The sequence below is a fragment of the Stenotrophomonas sp. YJH_SMC_138 genome (assembly GCF_059369855.1).
This window is the reverse complement of the sequence record NZ_JCAFTB010000004.1, coordinates 70792-93899: the sequence shown is the minus strand read 5'-3', so window position 1 is coordinate 93899 and position 23108 is coordinate 70792. Positions and strand designations below refer to the sequence as shown.

At 58.4% G+C, this 23108-nt stretch carries 24 protein-coding genes; 10 read left to right on the top strand and 14 right to left on the bottom strand.

Features of this window, described 5'->3' with window-relative positions:
- Positions 1–12 precede the first annotated feature (12 nt).
- The 5 genes from AC5P7I_RS10780 to AC5P7I_RS10760 all read right to left on the bottom strand — a co-directional run bounded on the left by AC5P7I_RS10780 (position 13) and on the right by AC5P7I_RS10760 (position 3131).
- The gene (locus AC5P7I_RS10780) at positions 13–522 is read right to left on the bottom strand and encodes a three component ABC system middle component (protein ID WP_425604950.1); all 510 of its coding nucleotides are present in this window, start codon (positions 520–522) and stop codon (positions 13–15) included.
- 3 nt (positions 523–525) lie between these two features.
- Entirely contained in the window at positions 526–1665 is a 1140-nt protein-coding gene (locus AC5P7I_RS10775) for an ABC-three component system protein (protein WP_143025165.1), read from the bottom strand.
- A 126-nt stretch (positions 1666–1791) separates the two neighbouring features.
- A complete protein-coding gene (locus AC5P7I_RS10770) occupies positions 1792–2328 on the bottom strand; it encodes a hypothetical protein (RefSeq protein WP_074726077.1) in 537 nt (178 codons plus the stop codon).
- A gap of 34 nt (positions 2329–2362) precedes the next feature.
- Positions 2363–2662 (bottom strand): hypothetical protein, encoded by a 300-nt coding sequence (locus AC5P7I_RS10765; RefSeq protein WP_074726078.1) that lies wholly within the window; start codon positions 2660–2662, stop codon positions 2363–2365.
- 13 nt (positions 2663–2675) lie between these two features.
- A complete protein-coding gene (locus tag AC5P7I_RS10760) occupies positions 2676–3131 on the bottom strand; it encodes a hypothetical protein (RefSeq protein ID WP_239524555.1) in 456 nt (151 codons plus the stop codon).
- Between the two features lie 121 nt (positions 3132–3252).
- Here AC5P7I_RS10760 and AC5P7I_RS10755 point away from each other — a divergent pair, with 121 nt between their 5' ends.
- Both AC5P7I_RS10755 and AC5P7I_RS10750 read left to right on the top strand, forming a co-directional pair.
- Complete coding sequence (locus AC5P7I_RS10755) at positions 3253–3585, top strand: helix-turn-helix domain-containing protein (RefSeq protein WP_099533884.1); 333 nt, start codon at positions 3253–3255, stop codon at positions 3583–3585.
- 29 nt (positions 3586–3614) lie between these two features.
- On the top strand, positions 3615–4589 hold the full coding sequence (locus AC5P7I_RS10750; RefSeq protein ID WP_099533886.1) for a DUF2971 domain-containing protein: 975 nt from the start codon (positions 3615–3617) through the stop codon (positions 4587–4589).
- A 51-nt stretch (positions 4590–4640) separates the two neighbouring features.
- On the opposite strand, the gene AC5P7I_RS10745 is transcribed toward AC5P7I_RS10750, so the two are convergent.
- Complete coding sequence (locus AC5P7I_RS10745; RefSeq protein WP_262087300.1) at positions 4641–5762, bottom strand: DUF4062 domain-containing protein; 1122 nt, start codon at positions 5760–5762, stop codon at positions 4641–4643.
- Positions 5763–5891: 129 nt separating this feature from the next.
- A complete protein-coding gene (locus AC5P7I_RS10740; protein ID WP_080052368.1) occupies positions 5892–6281 on the bottom strand; it encodes an H-NS histone family protein in 390 nt (129 codons plus the stop codon).
- Positions 6282–6494: 213 nt separating this feature from the next.
- On the opposite strand from AC5P7I_RS10740, the gene AC5P7I_RS10735 reads away from it, so the two are divergent.
- The 4 genes from AC5P7I_RS10735 (at position 6495) to AC5P7I_RS10720 (ending at position 11757) form a co-directional block, all read left to right on the top strand.
- Positions 6495–7535, top strand: coding sequence for an ankyrin repeat domain-containing protein (locus AC5P7I_RS10735; RefSeq protein ID WP_262087295.1), 1041 nt, complete (start codon positions 6495–6497; stop codon positions 7533–7535).
- A 379-nt stretch (positions 7536–7914) separates the two neighbouring features.
- Positions 7915–9312, top strand: coding sequence for a site-specific integrase (locus AC5P7I_RS10730; protein WP_262087294.1), 1398 nt, complete (start codon positions 7915–7917; stop codon positions 9310–9312).
- Positions 9313–9369: 57 nt separating this feature from the next.
- A complete protein-coding gene (locus AC5P7I_RS10725) occupies positions 9370–10935 on the top strand; it encodes a hypothetical protein (protein WP_262087293.1) in 1566 nt (521 codons plus the stop codon).
- Between the two features lie 51 nt (positions 10936–10986).
- Positions 10987–11757: an NYN domain-containing protein gene (locus AC5P7I_RS10720; protein WP_262087292.1), complete on the top strand. Its 771-nt coding sequence runs from the start codon at positions 10987–10989 to the stop codon at positions 11755–11757.
- Positions 11758–11907: 150 nt separating this feature from the next.
- On the opposite strand, the gene AC5P7I_RS10715 is transcribed toward AC5P7I_RS10720, so the two are convergent.
- The 5 genes from AC5P7I_RS10715 to AC5P7I_RS10695 form a co-directional block, all read right to left on the bottom strand.
- Positions 11908–12552 (bottom strand): hypothetical protein, encoded by a 645-nt coding sequence (locus AC5P7I_RS10715; RefSeq protein ID WP_262087291.1) that lies wholly within the window; start codon positions 12550–12552, stop codon positions 11908–11910.
- Positions 12553–13435: 883 nt separating this feature from the next.
- Positions 13436–14236 carry a hypothetical protein gene (locus tag AC5P7I_RS10710; RefSeq protein WP_262087290.1) on the bottom strand — a complete coding sequence of 267 codons (801 nt, stop codon included), beginning with the start codon at positions 14234–14236 and terminating at the stop codon, positions 13436–13438.
- A 9-nt stretch (positions 14237–14245) separates the two neighbouring features.
- The gene (locus tag AC5P7I_RS10705; RefSeq protein ID WP_262087289.1) at positions 14246–15079 is read right to left on the bottom strand and encodes an abortive infection family protein; all 834 of its coding nucleotides are present in this window, start codon (positions 15077–15079) and stop codon (positions 14246–14248) included.
- Positions 15080–15090: 11 nt separating this feature from the next.
- The gene (locus AC5P7I_RS10700; protein WP_262087288.1) at positions 15091–15396 is read right to left on the bottom strand and encodes a hypothetical protein; all 306 of its coding nucleotides are present in this window, start codon (positions 15394–15396) and stop codon (positions 15091–15093) included.
- Positions 15397–15399: 3 nt separating this feature from the next.
- Positions 15400–16413, bottom strand: coding sequence for a hypothetical protein (locus tag AC5P7I_RS10695; protein WP_262087287.1), 1014 nt, complete (start codon positions 16411–16413; stop codon positions 15400–15402).
- Positions 16414–16765: 352 nt separating this feature from the next.
- Here AC5P7I_RS10695 and AC5P7I_RS10690 point away from each other — a divergent pair, with 352 nt between their 5' ends.
- Positions 16766–17251: a hypothetical protein gene (locus AC5P7I_RS10690; RefSeq protein WP_262087286.1), complete on the top strand. Its 486-nt coding sequence runs from the start codon at positions 16766–16768 to the stop codon at positions 17249–17251.
- Positions 17252–17265: 14 nt separating this feature from the next.
- Here AC5P7I_RS10690 and AC5P7I_RS10685 read toward each other — a convergent pair whose 3' ends face one another.
- Positions 17266–17727 (bottom strand): methyltransferase family protein, encoded by a 462-nt coding sequence (locus AC5P7I_RS10685; RefSeq protein ID WP_049420521.1) that lies wholly within the window; start codon positions 17725–17727, stop codon positions 17266–17268.
- Positions 17728–17873: 146 nt separating this feature from the next.
- Between AC5P7I_RS10685 and AC5P7I_RS10680 the strand changes: the two genes are divergently transcribed.
- Positions 17874–19895, top strand: coding sequence for an esterase/lipase family protein (locus AC5P7I_RS10680; protein ID WP_262219509.1), 2022 nt, complete (start codon positions 17874–17876; stop codon positions 19893–19895).
- Positions 19896–19913: 18 nt separating this feature from the next.
- Here the strand turns inward: AC5P7I_RS10680 and AC5P7I_RS10675 are convergent, their stop codons facing one another.
- The gene (locus AC5P7I_RS10675) at positions 19914–21137 is read right to left on the bottom strand and encodes a cytochrome P450 (RefSeq protein WP_262087285.1); all 1224 of its coding nucleotides are present in this window, start codon (positions 21135–21137) and stop codon (positions 19914–19916) included.
- Positions 21138–21516: 379 nt separating this feature from the next.
- On the opposite strand from AC5P7I_RS10675, the gene hchA reads away from it, so the two are divergent.
- Positions 21517–22389: a glyoxalase III HchA gene (gene hchA, locus AC5P7I_RS10670; RefSeq protein WP_262087284.1), complete on the top strand. Its 873-nt coding sequence runs from the start codon at positions 21517–21519 to the stop codon at positions 22387–22389.
- Positions 22390–22393: 4 nt separating this feature from the next.
- Positions 22394–23098 carry a PA1136 family autoinducer-binding transcriptional regulator gene (locus AC5P7I_RS10665; protein WP_134967005.1) on the top strand — a complete coding sequence of 235 codons (705 nt, stop codon included), beginning with the start codon at positions 22394–22396 and terminating at the stop codon, positions 23096–23098.
- The last annotated feature ends 10 nt before the right edge of the window (positions 23099–23108 follow it).

The following is a 23108-nucleotide window of genomic DNA, read 5'->3' as shown; positions in this document are numbered from 1 at the left end:
TTTGGAAATACATTAGAAGGCCACCCTGAGAATTGACGCAACTTGATCGACCGGAAGGCGCCCAAACCAAACCCCCAGCTTCTCACACGCCAAACCAAGCTTTCGCATACTCGAACTCGGCGATGGAAGCTCTGAATCCAAGGACAAGATCGTTGCGGTCCCCGGGTCCACAATCATGAATTTCGCCATTGTGCCGGTAGTCAATGAGGCAAGCGAAAGGCTGCGAAGCGCAATCGCTCGCTCATGAATAGCAAGCAGACTCTCTTGTTTGGCGCCGAGCTTTGCCGCGAACAAAGTTAACCCTGAAGGCATATTCGTCCCTATCAGCGCGCTCTTGGATTCTCCGTGGAGCGCTATCGGAAGTACCAAAAATGCGAGGACTATCGGAAGCCCTCGGCCGGATTCCGAAAAATGTCCGGACGCTGCGCGCCATATAAGATACGACCCGAACGACGGGTTATATATCAGATCCAGACCCGACAAATGGGCAGGAGCTTTATTGGATCCAATAGCAGCGACCACGATTTATTCCAAAAGTGATAGGTAGGCCGGATGCCAACCGAGCTTCATTGTTCCCGAGAGCTCGTTAAAACAGCCGTGAGTAAAGTGCCCCGGGACGCTTTTCCCTTGTAGAGACAGCTCTAGCTTCCGACATTCGGCATACACGACCTTGCCGCGACTTACATCGTTGAGACTTGAGTGAAGCACGTCAAGACTGTCGCATATGGCCGAATGCCGCTGTAGAAGCCCGCTCTCCCATTCGTCCAGTGATCCCGGAAGCAGTATCCCCTCCTCGCCCCACCTAGTCTTGCTGGAAATGGCTCTCAAGTAGTCATTGATGGCTTGTAGCTGTTGCTGCTTACTAGCCTCGATCAATTCCAGCTGGCGCACGAAGGTTGGCCTGGAGACAAACTCCATATCAATTTTGGCCGGATCTATGGGAGGAGAATCAAAATCGAAATAGGCCGGAAGATTAATTTCTTGGACAAAGCGCCTGACAGTATCTTTGAACTCGCCAGCATTGATCGCGCCAGGTTTCCCCATCTCCAGTAACCGGTCAGATTTCACCTTGGCCTCCCCCAATGCGAACGAGATGATTCGTTCAAGCAGAAGTGGGGACACTGCGGCTTCATAGCGCAGGCGGATGGTGGAAAATGGATCTCCCTCGCGAACAATCTCAAAGCGAGCCGCCAGCGAGAGCTGTTCATCGGGCTCGGCCGAAAGGAACCTGCTGACAAAGGGATAAACCTTCGACTTCTTTTTCGCCGAGGTGAGCTGGCTCTTGATGCGCGTGACCAATTCTGCAACATCTTGCGCGCTGCTTGCCTTTGCTAACGCCCTTGCAAATTCGCCCGGCTCATGATCTGGCGTTATGTAGAGGCACAGCTTGGATACGACATCAAATGGAGCGTGATCCTCAAGCCAATTATGGACAGTCTTCCATAGGTCTACAGACCAATCTGACAAAGGGTTGCTTTTGACTCGCTTCGTCTGCTCAAGGAGCTTTGTCCCGTCGCTATAAAGCACCGAGACATCGTCATCGTGCTCTACAAAAACGGTTGAATCCGGAGGTTCATTCAAAAGCCGTGCGCATAGCCGCACAGTCTGCAGGCCGTATCCGAGGTATGGCCCAGGAGCGCTGTGTTTTGTCGCCTTGGTTGACATGTCCGTTGCCCAGCCCCACCTGCTGAGCCTCATTCATACTTCACATCCACTTAACCCGTCAAGCTCGGCAGCCAGAGCGTTCGCGCGACGAATCACGAAGGCGAGCTGGCAGGTCGCACGTTTACGTCAGTAAGCTACAGGTGCATTGATCCATGCCTTCATCCTAGCGAACCACTCATCGCGCTCTGATTCATTGAATGCTGTGCTCTTAAGCCAACGATCAGAATGGCGCACGAAAGGAACCAGCCAGAGCGGGTGAACAACGTCCCGCACCTGGACTTCCAGGCGATGGGTGACCACTCCTTTGTAGTTGTATTCCCCAGTGCGGATAGCGAGCACTTCAGCCCGTCGCAGGTAGCGCTCGCCCTTCACGGGATCTCGGACCCAGATTGCGTCCCTGCCGAGGTCCAAGGCAATGTGCTCATGGGACACCGTGGGCTCGAATTCTTCAGGCCTATGCTTCTTCAGTTTGGGCGCTCGGCGCCGGAACAGCCACGGCAAGCCCCACAGCAGCGCGAGCGGCCAGAAGACCAACTGCCCGAACAGCATCAGGCCGAAGACTGCCCCGTCAGCCGTCGTGCCCTCTTCGAACACCACACCGCACAACCACCACAGCGCGAGACCGGTGATGATCCAGCGGATTACCTTGAACAAGGTCCACATACGAGCTTCCTAGCGATGGGTGGGATGGGCTGGGTCAACGACGGTCTACGACAGTCCAAGTGCCACCAACTTTGTCGATGACGAAGGTGCCGACAAGATGCTGCTGCTCAGTGCGAGTGCCCAGCTGATACCGCGCAGTTCCAGTGACACTGCAGGCGTAGCCCGGACCGCCCCCTCGCACACACTCGCCCACTTTCAACCCCTCAAAGGTCATCGTCGTTCCCGTCGCTTCTTTGAAATACACGGCCAACGCCTTCTCAACATCGCCATTGCCGGGCCCACCAGAACAAGCCGCCAGCAGCGCAGCAACCGAAAGCATCCAGATCCTCTTCATCTCAATTCCTTGATCAGTCGATAAGTAGGCAGTGATCGCCGGGATTCGTCGCAGTGCCAGGCAGGACTTCGCTGTCAATCACTGAGCCGGCTTTGTTGATGACGATGACGATCTGGCTAGGCCGGGCGGACGAGTCTTCTTCGCGCTCTCCCAGATAGGCCAGGGCGACGGCTCCACCGAAGTCGTAGACCTTGCCGAAACCGACCACGCTATGCGCTTCGGTAGGCAGCGGCACCGGCTTGCCATCGAGCTTGATAGCGCGCTTGTAGTCCCGGCCTTCTACGGGTTCGATGCGGCCGATGCTGGTTCGGATGGGGCCAGTAGGCGCTGCAGAGCCATGACCCGTGGCCCAGATGAAAGCGGAGACCTTGGGCTTCCCTTCCCCACCCGCCTTGAACTGACCGCTCTGCAGTTGGCACGACAGGCTGGGCGCAGCCCCAGCAGAAGCGGCGAACGCCAAGAGACCCACCAATGCCCAGCACCTCATATCCATACGACTGCCTCCCGATCCACTTTTTGCGTTGAACGCAAATGACCCGCTAAGCTTATGCGGTCAAACTCTGGAGAGTCAACGTGTTTGTTTCTACCGGATGCCCGCCCCCCAGCCCACGCCTACAGCCCTTGGTCATCGCCTACGCGCAGCACGCGTCGCCAAAGGCTGGACGCAGGCGCAGCTAGGGGAGATGTTGATGGGAGTCGATGACTCGAACACGACCGCGCCTCGCATCAGTAGATATGAACGAGGAATGCACAAGCCGGACTTGGAGACCATCGAGAAGCTCGCAGAGCTTCTAGACCTTCCTGCGGCTTACTTTCTTGCTGCGTCGGATGTAGTGGCTGAGGCCATCCTCGTGTTGTCCCAGCTCGATGTGCGAAAGCAGAAAGAAGCGTTGGTGCTGCTGAAACGACTCTCTGAGAGCTAGAATTTCAGAAACACAAGGGAACGGCATCAATGAAGCTTTCCGAATCGGAGCATGAGTCAGGTCAGATTGATGACCAGCACATGTCAGCTCCGCCATCGTTCCTTTACAAGTACCGATCATTCAATCGTTTCTTACTGCAGGAACTCTGCGACAGCGCGACGTTCTTCTCAAGTCCTGTGAACTTCAATGATCCACTCGATTCGAGGCCGACCATAGTCAATGACTTGGAAACCCCAAGAGCTGAGCAATTGCTTGAAGATCTATTTAAGGAGCGCTGGCCCCAAAGGGACGCTGGGCAAGAACTTCAGAACTGTCGATACATGGCAACTGAGCATGCCCACAATCCGTCAGAGCTAGAGATTGCGTACCGTCGCGAGTTGAAGCGGCGAATCGAATTACTAATCCTTGACTGGACCGCTAGCAAGGGGATCCTGAGCCTAGCCTCAAACTGGTCCTGCCCCCTTATGTGGAGCCACTACGCTGACCAACACATGGGCATATGTCTGGAGTATGCGACAGCAGACCATGTCGCACACAGCATCCGTCAAGTTAGCTATGACAAGCCGCGATCAATCAACATGAGTGATCTGGCGAAGTGGAGACTAGAAGCAGATCCCATTGCCAGAGAAAGAGTCATTGAGACCGCATTCCTTTCCAAAGCTCCAGCTTGGGCCTATGAAAAGGAATGGAGAGTCCTGGGAAGGGCGAGTTCGTCCAGAGGCGCCCCATTTGACCTTTCAGCCATATATTTTGGAGCGCGGTGCCCATCAGCAGTTCAGACGGCCATTGTGAAAACAATGCACGACGTGTCTCCAAAGATCGAAATGTTCGATGTCCGCTTCTCCACCGAGAGTTTCGAACTCAAGAAGCAGGAAGTCTGCATTGATGAAATCCTTCAGGTTGGCATACGTCCATCTGCAGAACTCGTGTTTGGCAGGCATCCAATTGAGAGCAAGTCGTCATCGGACACGTCCCGAAACGAATTCAATGACGACTTCTATTAAAAGCTGCTCTCCTTCGCCTAGCCGCTTACGAAATGGTGGGCTCTAACCTGATCAATCCTGATTCCAGCGCCGCCTCAGCAAAACGACGAAGTCTTCGATCACACGACGCGCATCCATTGACAGCACCTGCCTGACTTGGTGCGCGGGAGCGAGAAACGCCGGCTCTTCGTGCTCACCTTGTCGCCATGGGAACTGTCCCGAATTGGGGCTCGCATCATGCTCCGCCCTGGTGCGCCACGCGCCGCCACCATCCCCACTGAGCCTAACGGCTGGCACGATGTGTGTGATTCTCTCAGTGGGATCGATCCGCGACAGCAGCCATGCCGCATATCCAACAGCGCTGGCCAGTTTGCTAGCTACGTCTTCTTCCAAGACCACTGGCAGCCCCATCCCGCGCGCGGGAGGCGGCACGGGAAGACTGATTGACAGATCACCGTTTGGCCAAAGGCGCACCGATGCCCCAGACCTGTGGCCGTCATCCTGGTCCACAACGAGCGCCTCACCCTCCAACCGAGATCGGCTACCGGCCGCCCGATCAAAAATTGGATGTGCGCCAAAGAGTGCGCTCTGCTGCATCTCCGCAATCAGGGAAGGAGCCTCCATCTCTGCGGGTCGAAGGATAGCTGAGACGGGACCGCTGGCTATTGCCAGCTGAAGCGTGTTCGCCCCATACCCCCTCTCCAGGGCAGGAAAGAGCCTAGTCGCCCTAGCCTTCAACTCATCTGGATTCAGGGGCGCTACAGCGTGCGCCAGCTCGTGCCGATGAATGGCGCGGGTCACCTTGTCTTCCAAGTCCTCTGGGGACGCAAACTCCTGTCGGAAGAGGCCTCCCTCCCAACCTCCGACTTCATTGATCAAAGCAACTTGGCTATCTTCCGGCTCCGCACCTGCCTGCAGGAAGACAAGGATCGGCTTCCGGTTTCGCGCTTCCAGAATCTCTTCGTGAGTAGCCGAGACCCCGCCCGCCTGGGGCACACCGTAGCGAGGCCCCAAGATCAGGATCACAAGATCGGACTCTCGCACTCCGCCAAGGCAAGCAACTTGCGGAGAGCTAGGCCTAGCGCCGAAGTCCTCCGCCATGATGGGAGCGTGCCCCAGCCTCTCGACGGCACGCTTCACTGCGGCTCGCTCGGCTTCCATCCCGGAAATCAACGAACTAATGAAAACCTTCATCTCGACACCCCAGATACGACGGTTGAGCGCCAGCGTTATGCCGGACCAAGAGCCAAGGCTCCATTAGACGATCAGGCGGTCTCCCAAGATGAGACAGCAGGGGCGCTAAGCTGCCCCTGCTTGGATGAATTATCCAGGGAAAGCCGGGAATTTCTCGTTAGGGTGGGAAGCCTTCCAAGTTGTGTAAGCGGAAGTCCCTTCCCATGCAGCGAACGCGCGAGGGGTTCTGCCTCGGCCGCTCCAGGTTTCGCCCGTATGTGGGAGCCAATACTTGGGCGCGACTTCCTTCTTCACACCTCCCGCCTTCTTAGGGACATCCGCCGCCAGCATGCTGACGATCTCGGCGCGCTGCTTCGCAGAGAAGCTCTTACCGTACTGGGAAACGAGGTTGGCGACCTCCGCGAAGGCATCAGCAGCCTGCTCTTGGAGAAGCTGAACTTCCTGTTCCTCAAGCTTGCGCAGCTCTTCAGCAAGCTTGGCTTTAGCGGAGGCAATGGAATCGAGTGACGGCTTGGTCATTCTTAAAAAACCCGAGATAAGTGCGATGAGATGAAACAATGGCCTATGGCGATATTAGGAAACCCCAGTAGCACCATGCCCTATACGCTATCGCCTCCCGCAGCCGGGCACAAGCTAATTGCCACCCTCTTTTTACAGAGCAAGCGAAGAGGGACAACATCTCCGTTTGACAAGCTAGCGCCCAGCCCTAGCCTTTGCGGCGGAGCGTATGAATTGAAAACATTGAACGAGCTAAGCACAGCGGTACAAACAGGCGACATCTCAATGGTTCTGTCACTAATTGAGATGTCAAACATGCCATCAGAGTTCGCCTGGGAAGCAGTTTCCTATGCCATCTCATCGGAGCGCGAGCACGTTATAGACGCGCTCTTTCACAAGCTAGTTCCCAGGAAGACGCCCTACCCTTTGGCTTTCGCTGCCAAGAGAGGGATGGCTTCAGTCGTGCAAAAGCTCATACCCCTATCCGATCCCGCTCCCGCAGGCGAGCAATCTCTAGTGCTCGCTAATGCCGCGAGAAGTGGCAGCGTTGAAACTGTGTTAGCTCTGTTACCCGTGACCGATCCACTGGCCGACGACTCAAAGGCGCTAGAGGAGGCCGCAAAGGCAGGGCATGCTGAGGTTGTCCGCCTTCTTATTCCTGTCAGCGATCCTAAGGCACGCGAAAGCAGCGCACTGAGCGCAGCAGCGCGGGGCGGCCATGCGCGGATAGTCAAGCTGCTGCTACCGGTATCCTCATCCATCATCTGTGCGACTCAAGTCTTCCCGGCCGTGGCGGCACTTGGGCATATCCCCGTTCTAAAGGTCCTACTAAAAGCTCGGCTTCCAGATCCAGGCGACACCTACACCCTTGGCTTGGATCTAGCTGCCAGGAACGGGCGTGCATCAGTAGTTGATCTGCTTATCCCTGAGATCGAACGCGCTGGACGGCCCAGAAGATGTGGTTTGAATGCGATATGTGAAGCCGCCGAAGCGGGACACATCGACGTGGTCAAGCGGCTGATCTCGTTCGTCTCGCGGGCTGATTGCACTGCTGCAATGGTTGTCGCATTTACCGAGGGCAAGGACGCCGTGCTTGCCGCGCTTGTTCCTCATGCTGACGCAATGGAGGCGGAGTCCCGCATCTACAGCATAAAAGGAAAAGAAGCCTTTAGGAGAGAGCTAGATCGGATAGCAGCTGAGGCTCAGTGCAGTGCGCTTAATATGGACACCCCTAGGGCAGTCAGTAAAGAAATCAAAAGAAGCCAGAGACTCTGACTCCTAGACCCAGAGAGAAAGTGGCGATTAGCGTTCCTCCAAAGAGCATCCAATCCTGGCGACAGGAATGATCTGGAAGATATTTTTGAGAGCACAATCACAAATTCGAAATGCCTATTCTGTAAGAAAGCACGCTTAGGCGTAAGCACTCTCAAAATCGTACAGTACAGAAATGACTGCAAGATAGAAGCGGTCACCAAAGGAAAACCCTTACGCCACAGCGCCCCGCAAGACAAACCGAACCAATCCCCTCTAAAAGTTTTCGCGCTAATTCCAACGTTCCGGCGAATGCCTAAGCAACGCGGCAACCCTCTAGATCTCGTTTGACGAATCAAAGCCAGGCCTTAGCACTGCTCCCATCATCCAAGGAGACAGTGCCGTGCCAAAAACAGTAAAGAACTTCCTTCAAGACTTCCCATTCAATCCAGACGCCGATGACACGCTGCACCTTAAGGGCATCAAGATCGGACGCTTCCGAATTGATGAGCTTGTCATCACCGGACGCGAAGCGGCCATCCATGCGCAAGAGATCCTTAACGCTGCGATGGAGCGCTCCCGACGCTCTCGCATCAATGCCGCAGGCACGCGCTACCTTGAGCCACTCTCCGCAGGCCACCCTGCCCGCCTTCTGTCAGTGGAGATCAAAGACTACCTGGGGGACCGGGAACGGCGCTGCCTCGCCCAGGAGACCATCGACTCCACGGCCCGAACCCTACGCCTTCTCCAGATGACTTGCGGCGACATCCCCGTCTCGCGCATTGACCACCCTCACATCTACCGGCTCTGGGACCTCATGCGCTGGTCGCCCCCAGGCCTCTTCTCTGACCCCGCCTATCAACGTATCAGCTATGACGAAGCCATTGCCTGCGGCAAGGAGCTAGATGTTCCTCAGCTCGCCCCTGCAACGCTTGAACGTCATCGACGCTTCCTGGTCTCCTTCTTCAACCAGCTGGTCAAGACCAAGGCCATTGATGCGTCCCCCATGGCTGCGTTCGCAGAGATCAAGAAAGACCTGGTCACCGATCCCAACAAGCCAGAGCGGCTCTTTGATGAAGACGACCTCCGCCGCATCTTCGACCCGAAGACGTTCATTCCCTGGGCGAGCAAGTATCCGCATCGATGGTGGCTTCCTATGATCGGACTCTACACAGGTGCCCGCATCAACGAGGTCGCTCAGCTAAAAGTCGCAGACATCGTCCAGGAGAGCGAAGTCTGGTGTATCCGCATCCAGAAGACAGTAGACCCTGACCTAGCGCACCGGACCCGGCTCAGGAGTCGGCAAAGCCTAAAAGGCAAGGCATCTATCCGAACGATCCCCATCCCGAAGCCCCTGTTGGACGCAGGCTTCCTAGACTTCATGGATGACATCAGGGACTGCGGTCACCCTCGCCTTTTCCCACACCTATCTGCTGGTGTGAACCGTAAGACCGGCGAGACCAATGCTCGCTACAGCCTGGCAGCGCTTAGCCAGTTCAGCCGTTACATGAAAGACCTTGGCTTTCCTAGAGGTGTCGGGTTCCATGCCTTCAGACACACCATCGCTACAGAGCTCCACCACCAGAACGTCCCTGACGAAGACATTGCTCTGATCACCGGCCACTCTGTAAGCAAGCGCGTGCCGGTGCTTCACGAGGCCTACTTCCACAAGAAGCCCGCCGTGATGCGCAGGAAGCAGATAGAGACCTTGGAGAGATACAGGCCTGCGGTGGTGCTTCCGGTCTATGCTAAGGGGCAGTTCAAGCGCTGCTTGAAGGACAAGAAGAGGTTCTATCCATGATGTGTCCGAAAGTCAGTGGTAGGCTGTCATCCTTGCAACCCTTTATCGTTCTGGCCGATGAACTTCCCTAAATCTCAGAAGACTGGTCGACAAGCAGAGCTTGTAGTAGAACAAGCCTTCGTAGATTGGAACTGGAATGTTGGGCACGATCAGATAGACATTGGTTACGACCTCTGCATCACCCCCGATCACACGGTCTACCACGGCATTCACTTTCTAGCACAAGTGAAAGGGACCTCTGTCGAGCCCAGAGGAGGCCGCCTCACCGCTCAAGTTTCCAAAAGCAGATTACGGCAGTATGCGAACAATGTGCTCCCAGTCTTCATTTTGAGGGTGACCCCCGACCGTTCCATCTATTGGGTTCACGCTCAAGAGTGGGCGAGGGGCAATCAAGGAAAGCTGATCGGCGATGGCAAAGGTGTTGTCACGTTCGACCATTCAAAGGCCCTCAATGACCGTGAAGGCTTTGAACGCTATCTGCGAGACATCGTAGGGCCACTCCTTCAAACCCGAGATCCACTATCCATCGGGCATCAGCCATCTATTGATCTAGCAAAGCGCAGCGCCCGAAGAGCGCCCCCCGGCTCCGGCGAGAACAAGACTCAGAAAGTGCAGGAGCTCTCGAAGAGGCTTTCTCGGTTGGATCTATCCTTCACATCGGTCGGAACCGCCGAGAACATCGCCCTTGTCCGGGACGCATATCTGTATGGCCTCCCACGCACATTTGACGTGAAGGACTTCAAACTCGGCCCCCTCCCCGGCTTCGAGGATCAAACGAAGTCAATACTTGCTCATGGCAAGGTGACCATGAGGTCAAACACTTACGTCCAAGGCCACGTCATCATTTGCCCCGGCCAAGAATATTCGGTCTTGGCGCAGGAGCTAAGCCTAGCTGCCCAGCTATTCAACGGCGCCGCCGGGATAGGCATCACCAATGAACTTCTCCCATCCGCACTTAATATAATAATCCGTGGGACCGTTGCTGGCTCGACATTGGAGACAGAGATCAGCTTGGGCATCAGGGGGAACGAGATATACGGAGTGCCTTTAAAGGAGGTGAATTCTCTCGCCCCTTTGGCAACTTGGGCGGACCAGATCGCCGCCGAGGATGCAATGCTGCTGACTATAGAATTCAACGGCGCCCGTCAGACTCTGACGCCCCCGGTTTCACCCATTAAAAAGATGCTCCCTGTATTTCAACACATTAGAAGCTTGAGCAGGCTGCACATGGTCGCGCGCGCGCTCAAATCCGACTTTACCTTAGAATCGTCAGACTCCCTTTCTGACGAGAACTTTGAAGACATTGACTTTGGCTTCGACCTTCTAAGGGGCGCCCAACGCCCAATCTCCATTCATAGGTTCGAGGTCGATTCAGTCACCCCAGATGCACGAGCGACAATGAAGGCGCCTGGCGAATTTCTCATTCAGACACATTGGCAACTGGATGTGGCTGGAAAGGCGCTCGGTCACTTCCCGGTCGAGATCCATATGACTGGCTATGCTTTTGAAAGCACCGCAGACCCAGAGAAGCTCAGGATTGTCAAAGGTAGCAACGGGCAAGCTTGGGTTAGCTACCAGAAACATGATGCAGCCGGGGACCATATCGTTCGGCGGAAGACGTAGCCATCGGCAAGCTGTCGCACCATATATGCTCTACGCGATAAGGAAATCAACATGGCTCAACCGCAAGAATCGACCGTCGCAGTAATGATTGACTGCGACAACGTTGCTCCCGAAATCGTGGACTTCGCGCTCCTCATGGCTGCACAGGCCGGGCGCGTAACGCTTCGGAGGGGCTATGGCAATCGCACTACCTTAGGCAACTCTTGGCAAGAGGCCCTGGTTCGCCAGGCATTCACTCCATGCCTTCAGTTCCAATACGCAGCGAAGAAGAACACCTCCGATATCGCCCTTGCTCTAGATGCACTGGAGGCGCTCTTCGATCAGAGGGCAGACATCTTCTGCTTGGTAACCAGCGACTCGGACTTTGCCTACCTCTGCAGGAAGCTCCGCGAGCGGGGGGCCACGGTTTTGATCGTCGGCGAAGCCAAGACCCCCGATGCTTTGCGCAATGCCTGCGATCAGTTCTTCGAGTGGTCCGCAAAAGAAGCCTCATCGCCAGAGCCGCCTGATCTTCAGGACCCGACGCACCCTACTGACCACACTAATGAAACCAAGACCACCGGCAGCGCGCCGCTTCCGAAGCGCCGCCCTCGGTTCGTCATCGAGGCTGTCTCACTGCTTGCCGGTAGCACCCCAGAGGGCAAGGTAAGCCTCAACTCCTTAGGCTCATACCTGAAGCGAGCAGATTCCGGCTTCTCGCCTGGCATCTATGGGCATTCCGGTCTTCTCAACATGGTGAAGACCTACGATCTCCTGTCGCTCAAGCAGGAAGAAAATGGGCAGTGGTCGGTGAGCCTGGCGCCTAAGCCAGAGACAGCCTGAAGCGAGCCACTACTGCCGCTTGGCGTATCGCACCCAAAAATGGCCCCGCGTCTGCGGGGCTCGGCTCTCAGTAATCGCTTGGACAATTCACAGTTGTACATTCGACTGCCAAGAGCTTAAATCTGAATTACGCCAGCTCGTGAAAAATAGTCATATGAGCAACTTCTCTATTCGAGAGATGAGATTGCTTTTCGGTTGTTTCATGCCAATGGGATGAATTTTTATATCCCCGGTCTTCATATCAACCTCATACAATTTAGTTTTTTTAGCGCCACCAAAATTCCAATGACTTCCAGGAGTTGCGCTGGGCTCCAAAAAATAAGCTACGAGCCCGGTTGACCCGCGAGGAGTCCACGCATCCAAGCAGGAAAGCAAAATGGCGGGTATAAACTCAGGAGTTATCCCTACAAGATCCCAAACTTTCTTTTGCTTAGCAACGTCACACGCCTTCTCAAGATCAAGCCACCCCACTCCCTTCTCCAGACCACGCATCGCTATATAAACACCCAATATATTTTCTCTCGCATAGTCACGCGAGGCGTGCGATGCCCCCGGACTCATCTGGGCATTTAATATGTACGAAGTCGGAGACTTCGATGAAATCGTAGGGCAACTTGAATTCATTTGGTGGGAAAAATAGCAATCCACCTGTAGCGAGCGCTCACCTTTAACCACCAAATCTTCATTACATAACAAACATCTCGGCGTCTTACCACGGTGACGAGCCAGCCAGCCCAAGATGCTAACGGCTGTACGCCCAGGGTCAGAAGAATCGTACGCATACTTGAGTCCCATACCCGTCCACATCAGCGACCTCAGGAATCATGATCTTCTCATTTCATGCAAAGAAGTCCAATCATCATTTCGTACGGGCTGTGTATCTCAGTATCAACCGATCCAGCGACCACGGGTATCCCGCCATCTCGGTGTTAACCCGGGCCTTCCGCGTCCATCCAGGCAATGACCTGACACGCTTTGAGCTGTGCAGCGAGAACAACATTGTTACCAAATCAGGACGACGAACTCCGAAACCCTTCTCCGCCCATACTCGCACGCCGTGGGCCGACTGATTACCCTTGCCGCAGGCCTTTCCGATCATAGCTGCAAAAGAATTTGCGAATGCTAAATCAGCGGCAGTTGTCCGCCACCACCGCCATACATCTTGTCTAGACCTGAACTCTAATGGCAGCGGCTCCGAGCCGTCATCATCAGTAAAACCGATCCTCCAAACTATGCCCTCAATCTCCTCGTCATAAGGTGCTGCGCGTTCGACCTTAAGACCAAGGTCCAAGAGATAGTTGATAAGCACGGCGTCAGCGGAATGGCATTTGGAGGTCATTCCGAGAATCTAGCTGCAGAATCGAGGGCGTCAAGCACCCCCTGGCTAGATATAGCTTAACCGTGATCGTGCATCCGCCCCGGGCTGGCCTTCGAAGGCGAAGGGAACACCATCTTCAGAAATCACTCCACAAGCACCCTGCTACCGACAGGAAGAAGTTTCGCCGACCCTGTGTGTTCATTGCTTGAAACCTCAGATTTCGGGTAATTGCCGAGGCTGGCTGATTTCAATAGCCACACCTTGCGTAGAGCAGAAATGCAACACATTGCTTGAGAAGGACACGGGCGTGCTTTCGGATTGGAATTCCTGCATCAGTCTTTGTGTTGAGAACCGTAGAGTCTAGCTATCAAATGATGGGATCACTGATCGCAGACCACTCATGTCGCCCGGAAACAAAGGGGGAAGTCCATCTGGCACTCTCCTCCAAGCCAACTCCACAAACTCTCTATCCTGCTCGAAAGTGTGCATGACCCTGAACTCTGTCACTCCGATGGCGTGAGCTCTTCTCTTGTTGTGCAGGCTCATTGCCCGGAACTGGATTGTCCGCATGAGTAGAGAGTAGATGGACCGCTTCGCCTCAGAGTTGATCTGAGACGCGATGGCCTGAAGCTGCGGCTGCTTCTCTATACTTGGAATCAGTTCCAGCATCCCAATCAGCTGGGCCTTGTTAGTCTTTGAGTTGAAACTCACTGAGCAGCACTTACACAGTAGCTTCAAGTCAGCAACCTTCATCCGCTGTAGTAATGAAGAAACGGACGGCCGCTGAGACGGCACGGGCTGAGGAAAGTTGAGCGGGAAGCGACCCAGTTCAGAGAAAATGGACAGCCACTCCTCATGCTCAAGCCATCGCCAAGAACGGGCTGCGAAGTAGTTCTCCCACACGTGCTCGTAGTATCCGTGAGCATTCAAGAAGCCTCCTTCAACAGCCATGATGTAGTCCTTGATGGCGCCTACGTCTTCCGCAGGGAGACCCGACACCTTCGCCATCGCTTGGTCGAATACGGCGTCGTAGCAATCGAACACGTCATCGCTTGGCGTGATTTCGAGCGCCTTGTAGCCAGCCTCTTGCGGCACCTGACCTTGGGGAGCGGCAGGACGCCTTGCCCCCACAAGCGACTTCAGAAAGCCAACGATCCCCATAGCTCCGCCCTAAGCCTTCAGCCTGCCTGTATCGCTCTTCTTGCGGTCCTTCCAGGTCTCCACAACAAACAAGCACAGTGAGTGCGCTGAGTGGACAACTAGCCGAGCATGACGCGGAGCGACCTTATACGTGCGCTTGTGCTGCCCGTGGGCACTACCCGCATGAGTCCGGAAGGCGCCGATGCCATCAATGATCGAGCTAAGCCCCGCGAGAACTCGCTTGAGGTCATCATCTTCCAGCTGCTCAGGCGACAGTTTGAGGTGCTTGGCGACCACTACCCAAAGCGGCTTGACGGTCTGATTTGAAGGTAGCTCAAGGCCTTCCGTCGCGATGTAGTGCTTGCACAACGCCTCAACAATCGCACATGCCGCCGTAACCGCTGCGGCTGGGTCGGATTCAATGAACCTGACGGCGCGCTCGAACTCCTCTTCAACTTCCGAGACAGAGAACTCCTTTAGCGCTTCGCCGAACGCCTTGCTCGGAGCAGTGACCGAGTGCGCCCCCAGAATGCGGCCACCGAAACCGTAAGACAGCTGGTAGCGTGCAAGGGCCTCAGTGATCCGCTTACGAGCGTTGAGCTTCTTCTCTGGCTCCCAAGACGGGACTTCGCCATCCATGATGTCTTCGATGAGGTTGCCCAGAATGGAGAAGGACCTAGATACGTCCTCCCTACCCTCTCTGATCAGCCAATTCGTCACCTTATCGACGCAGTTGCCTTCCGGAACGTCCCCGGACGCACCCGCCTCATACAGCATCGTCTCCAGGCGCCGATGACTGTAGTAGTAAGAGCCCACAACGTCACCAACTGTTATCGCGAGCGGCTTAGGAAACTCTTTCAACATAGCAACCCCTGTCAGTAGGCGGTTGGCGTCGAAGACAACGCCGCCTGTCCGTAGAGCATGAATACACTCCCCAGCGCGTAGATGATCCAGCCGAACAAGGGCCGCACGAAGCCGATAAGAATCAGCCCGAAGAGCATCGGGATCGCCGTGATTCCCAGGTAGTAGGCCCAAGTAAAGGGGATCGTGCCTAGAGATGCTGGTGACTGCTCGAACCGAACCAGCAGACCGAACGACAGCCATGCAAGCCACGGCCCGACGACAAGAAGAGCCAGTCCGTGCAGCACTCTAGTGCGCATTCTGATCTTTGTGAGCTGCACGAATCAGAACTCCTCTTCCGCAGACGGTTCTTCTTCCTCAGCTGTGGGTGCCGTAGCATCGGCAATCTTGCGGTCCATCTCGTTCGCGAAGTCCAGAACCTGAGCCGAGAGATTCGAGATCGCCTCAACTGTTACAGCGTGCTCAACGCCTTCGACCGTCTGGCCGCTTCGATGAACTATGTCATGACGGATCTTGATTGCCTCGGTGAACCCCTCCACGCTAGGGATACGAATTCTGAACGCGAACTGGTATAGCGAGGTGACCTTGTCCCAGCGATGCCACACAGTCGTCTGCATGTGGGAGCGAATTTTCGTTCTTGCAAACCCAATTGGATCGCTGATATCCAAAATGGTATGGAGCTTCACGTCTTCATTTCGGAAGTGGGGATGATCAGTTATCAACCGCCTCACCACGCCTTCATCATGGTCCACCCAGTAGACAAGGGTCTCCCACAGAAATGTCTCCAGAGAACTGATGACCGAGGCGAACACCAAATTTCTCGCAGTCACCTCTGCGAACGCATCACCACCTAATCCTAAGACCGCATTGATAGCACCTAAGCGGCCTTCCAATCTGACGGTCGGCTCGTTCCGATCATCAACGAAAACATCCTCATCTGGCCTGTAGTAGGTGAGCTGGGTAGGTGCCCAGTACAATCCCTGGTCCGATACAAGATCATCGGCGACTGCCTCAATGAGGCCTTCTTCCACTAGCCTCTGGAAGCGGTCGTATAACTCGTCGTGAGCATCATAAGGGCCTCCATTCACATAGAAGTAGTCCCCCATGTCGCTGCTATACGGGGTCTCCATGGCGGGATCGCAGTAGCGTTGCAAGAACCACCGACGCATCGCGTTGGCAATTTGATCGTTCGTCGCCTGCATCGATCCAAGCCAATCGTTGTTGACCTCGTGTGTCAGCAGGTCAGAGAAAGCCTCATCAGGAGCAGTTCGGGCGAGCTTGGCCGCCCTAGCTTGCTCCAATGCCTCTCGAACCCGTGGAGGAATCTGAGTGCTCACATAGCGTCCTTGCAGATGTCTTGGCGTGGTTGTCAGTATCGCCGATGCCCAAGGCTTGCGCTGCGCCGCCCAACCAAATTAGGATCATGTATCGTTTGAGGTATCGCCGCGCTAACGGTCGCCACCCCAATATTATGAGTGGAATCAGTGAGTTACAGGTCTTTTGAGACCTCTCCGCCCACCTCCACCATCTGTATGGCCTGTCGAGGCCGCAAGAAGCCGGATCTCCCGTCGAGGGGGTTCCGGCTTTTTTGTGCCTGCTCGTCGTGCGGGAAGCGTGGGGCATAATCGGGATGGAGCTTTCGCTCCATCGCTGCATTGCCCCGGCCTGCTGCCGCCAGAAGGATCTGCAATGAAAACCGCCACAACCACGCTCGTCCTGCTCCTCACCACCCTCGCCGCAGCCTCAGCCTCGCTCGCTGCGGCGCCGGCCATCGCGCCCCCCGGCACCGCCACGCTGGAAGCGCTGCTGGCCTGCAAGGCCGGCTCGAACTTCAGTGCGGCCGACGCCATCGATGCGCTGCAGGCCGCCGGCCTGGCCAAGAAACCGGGCGGCACCTTCGAGCCGGAGGACAAGCCGGTCGCGCTGTTTGGCGGCACGGTCACCAGTGCCGATGTAAACGTGGCCGAAGGCGAGAAGAGCCTCTTCGTGTACTTGAACGGCGTCGATTCCAAGCGCCTGGCCAAGGCCTGGTCGGTGACCGAGGTCAACGAGCATGCCAACACCGAAGAGCCGTCGTACGTGAAGCGCATCGACAAGCGCCACACCCTGCACGTGATCGCGGGCGACGACTACGAGGGTTATTCGGCTGCGATGAAGTGCCAGATCAGCCGCTGATGGCGTAGCCGACGCTACAGCCAGCGCGGCACGCGATGACGGTATTGCGCGTACGCCTCGGGAAAGCGGGCCATCAGTGCCCGCTCCTCCGGCAGGATCTGCAGCCGGGTGATGTACACCAGGAACAGCGGCACCACCAGCAGCGCGATCAGGTTCTGCAGGTACACCATGGCGCCAAGCAGGACCAACGCCTGGCCCAGATACATCGGATTGCGCGTGCGGCGGTAGATTCCGCTGGTAACCAGCGCGCTCGACGCCGAAGGTCGCAGAGGATTGACGGTGGTACCGGCGCGCTGGAAAGACAGCTTGGGCAGCAGATTGAGCACGACACCCAGCGTCACCGTCACGCCTGCGAGCAGAACCGGCACCGGCACCCGAAGGTGGAAACCCGGCCACAGCCAGCGTGCTGCAAAGCCCGCAGCGGCGCACAGCAGCATCACCACGGGCGGGGGAATGCGGGTTTCCAGCCAGGCCATCGCGATCACCGTGTCCCTTCCATTCGCCGCAGTGTCACACGGGAATGGCTGAATCGCCCACGGCGGCCAGGCCCAAACCGACCGTTCGGTCTATTCCGCTTTGACAGGCCGGCCGCTAGAGTGACGCCACCGCGCAGGAGCATCGTATGGCTACCACGGGCATGGGCTTCATCGGCCGCACGACCCTCATCATCACCGTGCTGCTCACCCTGGGGGGCTGCGCGACGCTGCGCCAGTTCGGACCGTCGGTGCAGGTCGCCTCGGTCACGCCCGGCCAGTACATCGCGCTCAAGCGCGGTGACATCCTCACCTCCGGCAAGCTCAGCGCGGCGACCACCGAGACCCTGCGCGTGGCCGGGCTCGATGAGGGCGTCTGTGCCAAGCCCGGCCTGCCCTGCATCGAGGCCATGGAAAGCAGCATCGTGGTGCGCGAGGAAGACAAGCGCTCCAGCCTGGCCGAGTTGTGGCTGCAGCATGCGATGACCCTGCCGGCACCGAAGCGCGAGTACTCGGCATCCGGCCGCGCCAAGACCGCGATCACCGAACTGGATGCCGACTTCCAGCCGCGCCTCGATGCGTGGATGCAGGTCGCGCGCCAGGCCTATGCCTATCTGTTCTTCACCGAGCGCACCGCCAACCAGCGTGGTTTCGAGGACCGCCAGACCCAGGTGCGCGACTACTACAACCTGGCTGTGCAGGAAGCCTCGGTGCAGCTGTACAACGCGTACGCCACCGGGCGCGTGCACAGCCAGGCCAGCCATTTCCAGCTGGGCCGCTGGACCTTCGTGCTGGCCCCTTCAGGCGAAGCATCGCCGCTGGACACGCGCACCCCCACCGAGCTGGTACCGGCGGCCTCGCTGTCGTTCACCGGTACGCTGCGCAGCGTGCATCGCCGCGATGGCTTCGGTGCCGAGCTGGTGGCGGTGATGGACGATCCGGCTGGCAGCACGGCCACCCCGCCTTCGGCAGCGACGCCCGCCGCGCAGGCAAGCACCCCGGCCGCGCAGAGCTGGAGCGAGATGCCCTCGCCTTCGATGACGGTGCTGCTGCGCTTCTCGGGAAAGAACCTGTGGGAAGTGCTGCACGACGACGAGCCGGAACTGGAGATCCACGATCCCTACCAGGTCTCGGAAGTAACCCTGCACGGCCAGCAGGTGCCGTTGGCGGCCAACTTCACTGCGGGCTACGCACTGTGGCTGGCGCGCTCCAACTTCAGCCAGCAGTCGCTGCGCTCGTTGTTTGGTGGCAAGGGCGGCATCGACGCGCCGCATCTTTACATGATGCAGCCCTACGACCCGAACCGCCGCGTGCTGTTGATGATCCATGGCCTGGCCAGCAGTCCCGAGGCCTGGGTGAACGTGGCCAACGAACTGATGCGCGACGACGAGATCCGCCAGGACTTCCAGGTCTGGCAGTTCTACTACCCGACCAACATGCCCATCGCGATGAGCCACGATGCGATGCGCCACACGCTGGCCGAAGTGCTCAAGCACTTCGACCCCAGCGGCAAGGCGCAGGCCTCGCATGACATGGTGCTGGTCGGGCACAGCATGGGCGGGGTGATCGCGCGGTTGATGGTCTCTTCCTCCGGCGACCACCTGGTCGACACTCTGCTGGCCACCGCGCAGATGACGCCCGCCCAGCGCGAGCTGCTGCGCACCAAGGGCGCGCCGGTACTGACCTTCCTGCCGGAACCGGAAGTATCGCGGGTGGTGTTCATCGCCACACCGCATCGCGGCACCGACGTGGCCGGTACCCGCCTCGGCCGCTGGATCGGCCGCCTGGTACGGCTGCCGCTGACCGTGCTGGAGGACGTGGCGACGCTGGCCAACGACGGCCGGATCGATCGCAACGATGGCAAGCACGGCTACCAGATGAACAGCATCCAGAACCTGGACAAGGACGACCCGTTCGTCCGCGCCGTGGCCGACCTGCCGATGTCACCGAAGGTGCACTACCACTCGATCATCGCCCGCGCCAAGGCCGATGGCCCACTGGAAAAAACCGATGACGGGCTGGTGCCCTACTGGAGCTCGCACCTGCCACACGCCGTTTCGGAGAAGGTGATCGTGTCCGGTCACAGCGTGCAGGAAGCCACGCCGGCCATCGTCGAGCTGCGGCGGATCCTGCATGAGGACATGCAGGAACACGGGCGTACGGCAAAGTAAGCCGCCCGCCCCTGCAGATCAGGCACCGGCCTCATGGCGCGAGAACGTGCCGTGCAGCGCCGCGGGAATCGCGAAGCCTTCCATGCGCACCTCGGGCCGGTAGTCGGCGCTGGGGGTGAAACGGAATTCGCGCGCCAGCAGCGCACACAGCAGTACCAGTTGCGCGTTGCCCACCGCCGATCCCACGCACGAGCGCGTGGGGAAGCCATAAGGCACATAGATGCCGGCCGTGCGCTTGCGCCGCTCAGGCAGCCAGCGATCGGGATCGAACAGCAGCGGGTCATCCCAGTATTTCGCCGAGCGATGCTGGATGAACGAGCTCAGCTCGAACACCGTGCCCTCGGCGATGGCCTGCCCTTCCACCTGCAGATCGCAGGCGGCCACCCGACGGTTGTTGAAGGGGGTGGAATACAGCCGCATCACTTCCTTCAGGAAGCGCATCGTGCAGGGAATCCTGGCCATCGGCAGCGCATGGATCTCCGCATCCGAGAGCGGCGCGAATTCCTCCTCGATGCGCTGGCGCCAGTGTGGATGCATCTGCATCGCCAGCAGCAGGCAGGCGGCCATCATGCCGGGCACCCCGGAAATGGCGATCAGCTGCACGGTGACCAGGTAGGTGACCTTGTCCAGGCCGATGCGCTCGCGAAGGGTCAACAATGACTGCGCGTAGTCCAGCGGAGTACGGCCATCGCGCACGCGCCGCTTCAGTTCGGAATGAATCGTGCGCGATTCGCCACGACCGATGAGGAAGTTGCGCAGCAGATGACGCCGATGGATGACCTGCTCGACCTGGGTGGTGTAGCGCAGATGCAGGGCGCGTTCGATGGCCTCGGTACCGCGCGCGTCGAGCCCGTCGATCACCAGTGGCACCAGCGGATGCGCCATCACCTTCCACACGGCTGGCGTGGCATCCAGCTCGCGCCCGCACAGTGCGTCCAACGCCTGCCGCATGCGCGACTGCAGCGCCTCCAGGGTCTGCGCTCCGGTAAGCTCAGCACTGCGGGTCGCGATCAGGCTGCGCACTTCGGTCCAGCGCACGCGTTCGTGCCGGCGGAACAGGTCGGCCAGCGACTCGACCACGAACAGGTGCTCGGAATTCTCCTTGTCGACCTTGCCGGCCAGCTCTGGGCAGAATACCCCGATACCGCCGGTTTCCAGTTTCAGCACCGGTCCTTCGCGCTCCACCCGCGCAGCCAAGCGCTCGGCAGCAATGGCGCTGCCTTCATTCGACATCCCTTGCATGCAGTGCGTCTCCGGCAGGAAGGGACTCGAAAGACGAGTCCCTTCGTCTTGCTACCGCTCAATCGCGGGGTTGCCCCGCGGGATCAGAACTCGACCCAGAGCGGCCAGGTATTCCACACACTGCTCTTCTCGTTCGGATGGATATTCAGAGTGACGCGCAATGCTCGGGCGAATCTTTTCATTTTCATTCCTTTGCTTGCTGTGTGGTTATGCCGGGATTATCCCGGCACCGGCTAGATAACACGACATAATCCCGCTGTCCAACCGGGCCGGTGGCGCGATGCAGCATCCGGGTGGTGGTCCATTGAGGGGAATCCCTCATCGCGCCTGCGCACGCGGCCTCCTATGCTGGGCTCACTTTCCCCCAACGGAGGTCCGCATGAACACGCAAGAGCCCAGCCGCCAGCCCAGCCCCGATCCGGCCGAGCGCGATGCCTTCTTCCCGTCGCCGTACTCGCTGTCGCAGTTCACATCGCCCAGGAGCGACCTGTCCGGGGCCGACTATCCGGATGCACGCCGCGATGGCCGCTGGAAGGTGCTGATGATCGCCGCCGACGAGCGTTATCTGCCGACCGCCAATGGCCACCTGTTCTCCACCGGCAACCACCCAGTGGAAACCCTGCTGCCGATGTACCACCTGGACAAGGCCGGCTTCGACATCGACGTGGCGACGCTGTCCGGCAACGCCGTGAAGTTCGAGTGGTGGGCCTTCCCGCGCGAGGACCGCGAGATCGGCGCCCTGTACGAACGCTATGAGGCGCGCTTCCGCCAGCCGTTGCAGCTGGATGAGGTGGTGGCCGGCCTGGGAGCCGATTCGGACTATGCCGCCATCTTCATTCCCGGTGGCCACGGCGCACTGATCGGCCTGCCGGAGAGCGCGGCGGTGAAGGCCACGCTGCAGTGGGCCATGGCCGGGCAGCGCCACATCATCACGCTCTGCCATGGCCCGGCGGCGCTGCTGGCGGCGGGCGTCGACGAAGCCGACGGTGGCTCGCTGTTCCGTGGTTACCGCATCTGCGCCTTCCCCGACGCAATGGACCGGCAGACACCGGAGATCGGCTACATGCCGGGGCAGCTGCGTTGGTTCTTCGGTGAACGACTGGCCCAGCAGGGCGTGCAGATCGTCAATGAGGGCATCGATGGCAGCGTGCTGCAGGATCGCCTGCTGCTGACCGGCGACAGTCCGCTGGCCGGCAACGCGTTGGGCAAGCTGGCCGCGCGTACGCTGCTCGATGCACTGGCGGGGCGCTGAGCACATGCCTGCGCTGGTGCCCGCGCTGCTGGAACTGGAACAGGCGCGGTCACTGCCCGCGGTGGGCGGCGTGCTGCGCGCCGCCGCCTCACCCCTGGGCTACGATCGACTGCTGGTGTTTGCCACCGGGACCGGGCTGGAACGCGACGCGCAGCGCGTGTACTGGATCGAGGGTGACTGGTTCGGCGACGGCAGCGATACCGGACTTGCCCGCTACCTGCATGCCTGCCCGGTCAACCGCCATGTACTGGACGGCAATGCGCCGTTCTTCTGGAGCAAGCGCCAGGGCGTGCGCGGCGAACGCTATCAGGTGGTGAAGCAGCCGCGCGGCGATGGCCTGCATGGGTTGCAGGTGCCGGTGTTCGGCCCGACCGGCCTGGAGGGTGCGGTCAGTTTCGCCGGCACCTCGATTGATGCATCCGCCAGCGCGCGCCTGCTGCTGGAAATGGTCGGAACGTCAGCCTTCCGTGCGGCGCGCCAGTTCGCCGAGGCGCCCGCGGATGTTCGCGCAGGCGCGTTGAGCGCACGCGAACGCGAGGTGCTGCGCTGGGTCGCTGCTGGACGGCGCCAGGCGGAGATCGCGGCCACGCTGGGGCTGTCTGCACGCACGGTGGAGAACCACCTGCGGCGAGCGCGACAACGGCTCGGCGTGGCCACCACCGCGCAGGCGGTGCGCGCGGCAGGCCGCCGTGGCGAGATTGAAGACTGAGCCAGGCAGT